The organism is Rubrivirga sp. (genome assembly GCF_049648075.1).
In the GTDB taxonomy this organism is placed as follows: Bacteria; Bacteroidota; Rhodothermia; order Rhodothermales; family Rubricoccaceae; genus Rubrivirga.
The window spans coordinates 1-2,049 of sequence record NZ_JBARYR010000350.1; the positions used below are offsets into that span (position 1 = coordinate 1).

General features: G+C 70.5%; 1 protein-coding gene and 1 pseudogene. Both read right to left on the reverse strand.

Annotated features, from left to right (window positions below; genetic code table 11):
• A pseudogene (locus tag WBA11_RS10335) lies at nucleotides 1-775 on the reverse strand (Mur ligase); the annotation flags it as partial.
• A gap of 73 nt (nucleotides 776-848) precedes the next feature.
• Nucleotides 849-2,049, reverse strand: a 1,201-nt coding sequence (locus WBA11_RS10340) for a glutamate ligase domain-containing protein (RefSeq protein ID WP_424520615.1), incomplete at its 5' end; no start/stop codon positions are given.

A 2,049-nucleotide genomic window follows, 5' to 3' on the forward strand; every position in this document is an offset into this window, starting at 1 on the left:
GGACGGGCACGCCGCGCCGAAGCAGGCCCCCGCGGGCCGACTCGCACACGGCGAACGTGACGCGGTCGTCGCGCATCACCGCGCGCGCGCCCAGCGGCCCCGAGAAGTCGCCGCGCTCGACGACCTCGCCGTCTACCGTCACGGCGTCGGTTGTCGAGGCGCCAACCGTGTGGCCCGCCGCCTGCCCGATTCCCGCTAGCATCCGCACGGTCGTCGACTTCCCATTCGTGCCGGTAATGAGAGCGGTCGGGATCGCGCGGACCGCGTCCCAGTCGAGGTCGGAGGGATCGGGCAGCGCGTCGGGCGCGAAGGTCTGGCCGCCAGCGCCGAGCCCAACCGTGATCGCGTCATCGTCCCACACCAGCGGAACGCCGCGGGTCTCGGCGGCCTCGATGAGCGCTTTTAGCGGCGGATCCGCCTCGTCCTCCGCTTCCCGCTTCAGCCGTTCGATCTCGACCTCGAGGTCGACGCTCCCGCCCTCGAGGTCGGCGCGTGCCGCTCGGACGGCGGCTTCGTTGACCTCGGTCGCGGTGTAGAGCAGGTCGACCGGCGACTCGAGGGCGAACGACAGGCCTCGAGGAAACGGCTTCGCGACGAGCGTGGCATCGGCCCAGCCGAGCGCGTCGCACAGGGCGCGGGCGTGCTGTGTCCACGCTTGGGCGGCGGCGTCGCGCTGGTTCTCGGGGACCGCGACCTCGAGGGCGGCGCCGGGGCCGTCCAGCAAGTAGCCGGCACCCGTCTGCCGGCGGCTGTCGATGGGATCGGAAAGGGGCATAGGGCGAGTGGGAAGCGGGAAGGGGCGCGGGGCGAGACCTCTTGCCCCGTCCCGCTCGCCCCTTGCCCCGTGATCAGTCCGCTTCCTCGTCGGTCACCAGCCGGACGCCGCGCCGGTCGCGGACGACGCGCTGGCCCTCCCGAAGCTGGAACGTCTCGCCCTCCGGCCCGAAGTCGACGGCCGTCGTGACCGGCTCGATGTCGTCGGAGTCATCCGAATCGGAGTCGTTGGCTGCGCCATCTTCGCGGCTCTCGAGGTCGACGCTGGGAGCTGTCTTCGAAGGCGAGACCGCGCCGTCGCCGCCTGTATGCCCGAACCCGACGATCTGCTCCCAGCACCGCTCGATCTTGTCCCCGAACACGACGACCAGGTCGCCACGGTCCGCGAGCCCCAGCGTGTGCCCGACGGCCTCCGCCTCGTCCGGGACGACCTCGATGGCGTCCTCGGACACGCCGGCCTCCATCAGGGCTGCGCGCAACATGGTCGGGATCTCGTTCTCGTCGCGTCCTCGAAGTCGGTCGTCGCGCTTGCAGACAAAGTGATCAAAGTGGCCGGCTGCGGCCCGGGCCATCGCGACAACGTCTTCGTCCCGTCGGTCGCCGGGTGCGGCCAGGGCCACGATTCGGCGGCCCTGCACGTCCATCCGGTCCACCAAACCCGACATCGCCTCGATGGCTGCCGGGTTGTGCGCATAGTCGAGGATGACGCGGAAGGGATGGCCGTCGAACACGTTGAGGCGGCCGGGAGCCTCGTAGAAGCTTGTCGTGAAGGTCTGGAGCCCGTGGCGGATCTGCTGAAGCGACAGTTCTCGCTCGCCGTCGCGCATTGGGCCTTCGCCCAGGGCGTAGCAGACGGCCGCCGCGAACATGGCGTTCTGGACGTTGTGCCGCGCCTTGCCGTCGATGGTCGCCGGAATCACGTGCGTCCACAAGAGGGGCAGGTGTCGCCCTCCGTCGTGGATCGTAATCATTTCGCCCGCCACGCCTCGCTCCAAGACGACGGCGCGGCCGCCCTCGCGGACGTGGGCCTGCACGAGTGCGTGCTCTTGGTCCATCGTCACGTAGCAGAGGTGCCGCGCGTCGGTGTGCTCGGCCATCGCCAGCACGCGCGCGTCGTCGGCGTTCAAGACGGCCGTGTCTTCCGCGACCTCGATGGGGATCCGCTTGATCTCGGCGAGCTGATCCAGCGTGTCGATGCCGCCCATCCCCAGGTGGTCCGAAGACACGTTGAGACACGCCGCCACGTCGCACCGGCGCACGCCGAGCCCCGCGCGC